Origin of the sequence: Desulfolutivibrio sp. (assembly GCF_036584575.1) — a bacterium.
In the GTDB taxonomy this organism is placed as follows: Bacteria; Desulfobacterota; Desulfovibrionia; order Desulfovibrionales; family Desulfovibrionaceae; genus Desulfolutivibrio.
This window is the reverse complement of the sequence record NZ_JAZHDB010000072.1, coordinates 1-5,323: the sequence shown is the minus strand read 5'-3', so window position 1 is coordinate 5,323 and position 5,323 is coordinate 1. Positions and strand designations below refer to the sequence as shown.

The window sequence follows — 5,323 nt, the reverse complement described above, 5'->3', positions numbered from 1 at the left end:
CGGCCAGGCTTCAGTAACTGAGGCTCTCTGCATTTCGATTCAAAGCGAGGAAACTGGCTGACGGCGGGGTGCGCACCGGCGCGGACGTGCTGAAGCTTTTGGCGCTCGGCGCCCAGGCCGTGCTGGTGGGGCGTCCGCTCGTCGTCGGGGCCGTGGGCGGCGGGGCCGAAGGCGTCGCGCTTTTGCTCGACGCCATGCGGGCCGAACTCACGGCGGCCATGATCCTGACCGGCACGGCCGACGCCTCGCACGTCGATCCTTCTATTTTACGCAGATAAGACCAGGGAGAACCTTTTTTGAAAAAAAGGTTCTCCCTGGACCCTCTCCAAAAAACTTTGTCGCGCTTCGCGTGCGGGAGCACTCACGTTCTCTGGCCAACCTGACTTTCGTTGGTGTTTCCCGAACAGCTTTGCTGTTCGGGAAACGCCAACGATATCAGGGGGTCCGGGGGAAATGATTTCCCCCGGGCGGGGTCCGGGGCGGCAGCCCCGGTGGCGCTACGCCTCCAGAATGCGCCTCGCCTGTTCCAGGCCGGACTCGGCCATATGCTCCAGGCCGGTTTCGCGCGCGGTCTCGCGGTTGGCGGCCAGCACGTCGTTCCGGGCCAGCTCGGTGACGGCGAAGCGCCGCATGCCCGCCAGGAACTGCTGGATGCCCGCCCCGAGCTTGTCCATGAGCGTGCAGAAGGCGACGGCCCCCAGCGGCAGGGCGCGTGTTTCGGCCTCGCCCAGGCGCTTACGCAGGGCGTGGTATCCGGCGAAGATGGCCTCGGGGGTCGTGCCGCGTTCGGAGACGGCCTTTGGCAGGGTGTCCCATAGGCCGTTTACGGCGGCGCGTTTTTCCGGAAACAGCACCCCTTCGATGTTGGCCCCCACAAAGGCCGGGATCATGAGCGCCCGGCCCAGGCAGACCAGTTTGGCGTAGGGCGCGCCCAGGGCCAGGGCCTTGACGATGTGGTCCTCGCGGGCCAGGCCTCCGCCAAAAGCCATGTCGGCGGGTTTGACCCCGCGCCGGGAGAGGGCGTCGGCAAATTCGCGGGCCTTGGCGTGCAGGTGAAGGGAGGGGACGCCCCAGTGGTCCATCATGTTCCAGGGGCTCATGCCCGTGCCGCCGCCTGCGCCGTCGATGGTCAGCAGGTCGAGGCCCGCCTCGGCGGCGCATTTGACGGCCATGGCCAGCCCCTCCACGCCGTAGGCCCCGGTTTTGAGCGTGATGCGGGAAAAGCCCAGGGCGAGCAGGCGGCTGACGGTGGCGTGGAAGGATTCGCGCAGGCGTTCGAAGTCGCCCAGATCGGCATGCCCCAGGCGGCTGTGCCGGGCGAAGGCCCGCACGGCGCCGTCGGCGAAGGCCTGGGCCACGCCGGGGTCGTCCGGGTCTGGGTCCACCACGTAGCCGCGCGAGGCGAGAAACCGGGCCTGCTCCAGGCTGCCCACCTTGATCTCGCCGCCGATGCTTTTGGCCCCCTGTCCCCACTTGAGCTCTATGGCCACCTCCCCGGCGTGGGACTCGGCCAGAAATTCCGCCAGCCCGTTTCGGGCGTCCTCCACGTTTTGCTGCACCAGGATGCCGCCTGCGCCTGTGGCGTATTGGCGATAGACCGCGATGCGCCGGGAGAGTTCCGGGGCTTTGGACAGTCGGCCGTTTTTGAACTCGGCCCGGGGGTCGATGCCGGCCACGTTTTCGCCGATGACCAGGGGCACGCCGCACAGCGCACAGCCCACGGCCAGTCCGTTCCAGTAGACGGCGGCCACCCGGGTGGAGCCCAGCGCCCCGGTGATGATGGGCAGGCCCGCGGTCAGGCCAGGATCGCGGCCGAACGTGGCGGCAAGATCCACGCCGGTGAACATGCGTTCGGCGTCGTCGCCGGGCCCCAGGACGCGCCCGGCCAGGCGCAGGGAGGCGTAGGACACGCCCTGCGGATCGATGTTGGCGCTCCCGGCGGTGATCATGCCGAAGTCCCGGGGATAGAGCATGTCCCGGCCGCGCAGACAGGACAGCCAGGTTTCGCATTTGCCCGCGCAGTCGGCGCGGCACAGGGTGCACAGGCCGGATTCGGCGGGCGTGCCCCGGTTGGCGGTTCCCAGGACGTCGTTGGTTTTTTGGGGCTGCATGGCGAGGGGTCTCCTTTGGCGGCGAAAGGGCCGCGTCGTGGTGGATGGAAAAGCCGGGCGGCACGGATGGTCCCGGCCCGGCGAGGATGTCGCGGGTTTGTGGTGCGGGCCTTAAAATATGTCAGGAGGTCAGCCGTTTTGCGGCGCAGGGGGGCGGGCGGCCCGCACCAGGGCGGACTGACCGGCCCTGGCCGCGAGGCGGACGGCCCGGCGCAGTTCATGGTTGGCCGGGAGGCCGGGAGGGGGTTTGGGCGGGGCCTTGACGGCCTCGGCCAGGGAGGCCCCCAGGACGGCGGCGCACCACAGGGAGGCGGCGGCCATGCCCGGCCCGGGCAGGCTGGTCAGGAATCCGGCGTCGACGATGCGGCCCTTGGCGACGCTGACAAAGATTTCGATGAAACCGCCCTGGTGGTCCACGACCCGGGCCGAGGCCGTGGGGTTGGCCGGGATGCCCAGATGGGGCGGATCGAAGGCCGTTTCCCACAGGGGGTGGTCGGGTAGCCAGGGCGTCGTGGGGGCGCCCGGGCGGTCTTTGCAGGAGGACGATTCGGAGGGGTTCATCGGTTTTCGAAGCGTTTATGCCGGTCGAAGTCGAAATCCTGGGGCAAATGCCGCCCCTGGCGCAGACCAAAGGCCAGCGCCGCAACGGCCAGGACGGCCACAATGGCCGCCGAGGCCCAGAAAAGGGATGTCGTAAGCAGGTTCATGGCGCGTCCACCAGCCGGTTCCGGGATGATGGCGAGACTGTGGCGGGGATCGCCCCGGCCCGCAACTTTGTCGGAATCTTCAGACAGACGCGACCGGCTCGACCAGTCCGACCGGCTCGACCGGAGCGACCGGCCCGGCCCGGGGACGCGGAAGGCGGGACGGCGCGTCGTGCGGCGGCCGCCTAGTGGGAGGCTGCGGATGAAAAGGCGAACAGATCGGCGCGGGTGGCGTCTTCTTGAAAAACGCCCCCGCGTCTTTCAGGGGATGCGCGACGAGGGCAGGATGTCGTCCTTTTCCAGGGCGTAGCGGAAAAAATCCGCCGTGGTGCGCAGGTTGAGCTTTTTCATGATGCGCGTCCGGTAGGTTCCGGCGGTCTGCACCGTGACCCGCATGGCCGCGGCCACGTCCGTGAGCTTCTCGCCCCGGGCCAGGCGGTGCATGACCTCGCGCTCCCGGGGCGACAGGCGGGGGGATTTGCCGCCCGGGCCGCCCTGGGTGATCAGTTCGCCGGACAGGCCGGGGCTGACGTAGGTCTCGCCGGAGAGCACCTTTTCGATGGCCTGGGCCAGTTCTCCGGGGGCGGAATTTTTGCCCAGGTAGCCGTTGGCGGAAAGCGCCAGGGCGCGCCGGGCGTATTCGGCCTCCACGTGCATGCTTAAGATGATGACCGGCAGTTCCGGGTCATGGCGGCGGATGGCGGCCAGGGTCGCAAAACCGCTTTCGTCGGGCAGCGACAGATCCAGGAGCACCAGGCCGCAGGGATGGGCCCGGACCAGGGCCAGGGCCTCGGCCGAGCATGCGGCCTCCAGAAAGCGGAACTCCCGGGGCATGTCCGCCAGGATGTCCATGGTGCCCCGGCGCACCACGGCGTGGTCATCCACCACCAGGACGACCAGGGGGGCGGCGGCGTCCTTCTCGCGTTTGGTCAGGGTCATGGCGTTTTTCTCCGGTGGGCCAGGGGCAGCACGGCCGTGACCGTAGTCCCGCCGTTTTTGGCCGGGCGCACGTCCACGTCGCCGCCGAAAAAGCGCATGCGTTCGCGCATGCCCAGGATGCCGTAGGCCGTGGGATCGCTCAGGGCCTTGTGCGGCGCGCCCCGGCCGTCGTCGGCCACGGTCAGGCGCATCCCGCGTTTCGTGGCCGAAAGCGCCACCCGCACCCGGGCGGCCCCGGCGTGGCGGGCCACGTTGGTCAGGGCCTCCTGGAGCACCCGGAAAAGGGCCGTGGCCTGTTCCGGGTCGAGGACCGGCGTGATGTCTGGGGCGTCCACCGTGACGGCGATCCCGGCGCTTGCGGCGAAGGACCGGGCATGGGCGGAGATGGCCTCGCATAGGCCCAGGTCGTCGAGAATGGCCGGGCGCAGTTCCCGGGCGATGCGGCGCACGGTGGAAAGGGCGCTTTCAGCCAGGGCGGCGATGTCCGCGATGTGTCCCCGGGAGGCCGTGTCGTTCGGGGGCAGGCGTTTTTCCAGGCGGGAAAGCCCCATGGACAGGGCGGTGAGGGTCTGGCCCAGTTCGTCGTGGATCTCCCGAGAGATGCGGCGGCGTTCCTGCTCCACGCTGTCGCGCAGATGGGCCGAAAGGTTGCGGATGCGCTGCCGGGACTGTTCCAGGCTTTTACGGGCGGTTTCCCCCCGGGTGATCTCCCGGCGCAGATCCGCGTTGGCCTGCACAAGCTCGGCCGTGCGTGCGGCCACACGTTCTTCCAGGCGCTCGTTGGCCTCGCGCAGGGCCTTCTGGGCGGCCACCCGGTCGGTCACGTCGCGCAGGCTCAGGCGCAGGCCCATGGGCTCGCCGTCCGGGCCGGACACCCGGGTGGTCTCCTGGGCCACCCAGACCACGGCCCCGTCCGGGCGCAGGATGCGGAAATCCATGGACGGCGCGCCCGCCTCCCGGGCCTGGTCCATGCCCGCCCGCCATCCCGGAAAATCGTGAGGGTGGATGATCCGGGCGAAAAAATCCGGATCGGCCAGGGCTTCTTCCGGGGACCGTCCGGTGATCCTGGCGCACGACGGCGAGACGTAGCGCGGTCGGCCGCCTGGGCCCAGCCATACCTCCCAGTCGTAGGTGAAATCGGCCACGGTGCGGTAGATGACCATGGCCCGGCGCAGGGCGTCGGCGTCCGTTTCGGTGACGGACGGCGACGTGGAATCGGCGTTCATGCCGAAAGCATAGCCGCTTTCAGGGCGAAGCGGAAGGCGTGGGACCGGTCGCATGGGGCGGCCGGTCCCCCTTCCGGGTTGGTCCGCGCAGGACGGCGGGAAGCGTCCCTGTTGCGGGTGGTGGAATCCCGCCTGGCCACGATTTTCAGCGACGGCCTGACTCCCGAGCGGTTGGCCGCTTCCATGGACTACTCGCTCATGGCCGGGGGCAAGCGGCTGCGTCCGGTGCTCTGTCTGGCCTGGGCGGAACTGGTCGGAGGCCGGGCGGACAAGGTGCTTGATTTCGCCTGCGCCATCGAGTGCATCCACACCTATTCCCTCATTCATGACGACCTGCCGGCCA

The 5,323-nt window shown here is 69.2% G+C and carries 7 protein-coding genes; 2 read left to right on the top strand and 5 right to left on the bottom strand.

Annotated elements, in window-relative coordinates; genetic code table 11:
• Positions 1-17: 17 nt before the first annotated feature.
• The gene (locus V3572_RS05495) at positions 18-278 is read left to right on the top strand and encodes an alpha-hydroxy-acid oxidizing protein (protein WP_442877358.1); all 261 of its coding nucleotides are present in this window, start codon (positions 18-20) and stop codon (positions 276-278) included.
• Between the two features lie 219 nt (positions 279-497).
• Here the strand turns inward: V3572_RS05495 and V3572_RS05490 are convergent, their stop codons facing one another.
• From V3572_RS05490 to V3572_RS05470, 5 genes are all read right to left on the bottom strand, one after another.
• Positions 498-2,111, bottom strand: a complete 1,614-nt coding sequence (locus tag V3572_RS05490; RefSeq protein WP_332109979.1) for a glutamate synthase-related protein — start codon at positions 2,109-2,111, stop codon at positions 498-500.
• Positions 2,112-2,240: 129 nt separating this feature from the next.
• On the bottom strand, positions 2,241-2,672 hold the full coding sequence (locus V3572_RS05485; RefSeq protein ID WP_332109978.1) for a hypothetical protein: 432 nt from the start codon (positions 2,670-2,672) through the stop codon (positions 2,241-2,243).
• A complete protein-coding gene (locus tag V3572_RS05480; protein WP_332109976.1) occupies positions 2,669-2,818 on the bottom strand; it encodes a hypothetical protein in 150 nt (49 codons plus the stop codon). The genes V3572_RS05485 and V3572_RS05480 overlap by 4 nt, the downstream gene beginning before the upstream one ends.
• Before the next feature lie 258 nt (positions 2,819-3,076).
• Positions 3,077-3,754: a response regulator transcription factor gene (locus V3572_RS05475; protein WP_332109975.1), complete on the bottom strand. Its 678-nt coding sequence runs from the start codon at positions 3,752-3,754 to the stop codon at positions 3,077-3,079.
• Entirely contained in the window at positions 3,751-4,980 is a 1,230-nt protein-coding gene (locus V3572_RS05470; protein WP_332109974.1) for a PAS domain-containing sensor histidine kinase, read from the bottom strand. Before V3572_RS05470 ends, V3572_RS05475 begins: the two co-directional genes overlap by 4 nt.
• Before the next feature lie 111 nt (positions 4,981-5,091).
• Here V3572_RS05470 and V3572_RS05465 point away from each other — a divergent pair.
• On the top strand, positions 5,092-5,323 hold a 232-nt coding region (locus V3572_RS05465; protein WP_442877357.1), incomplete at its 3' end, for a polyprenyl synthetase family protein.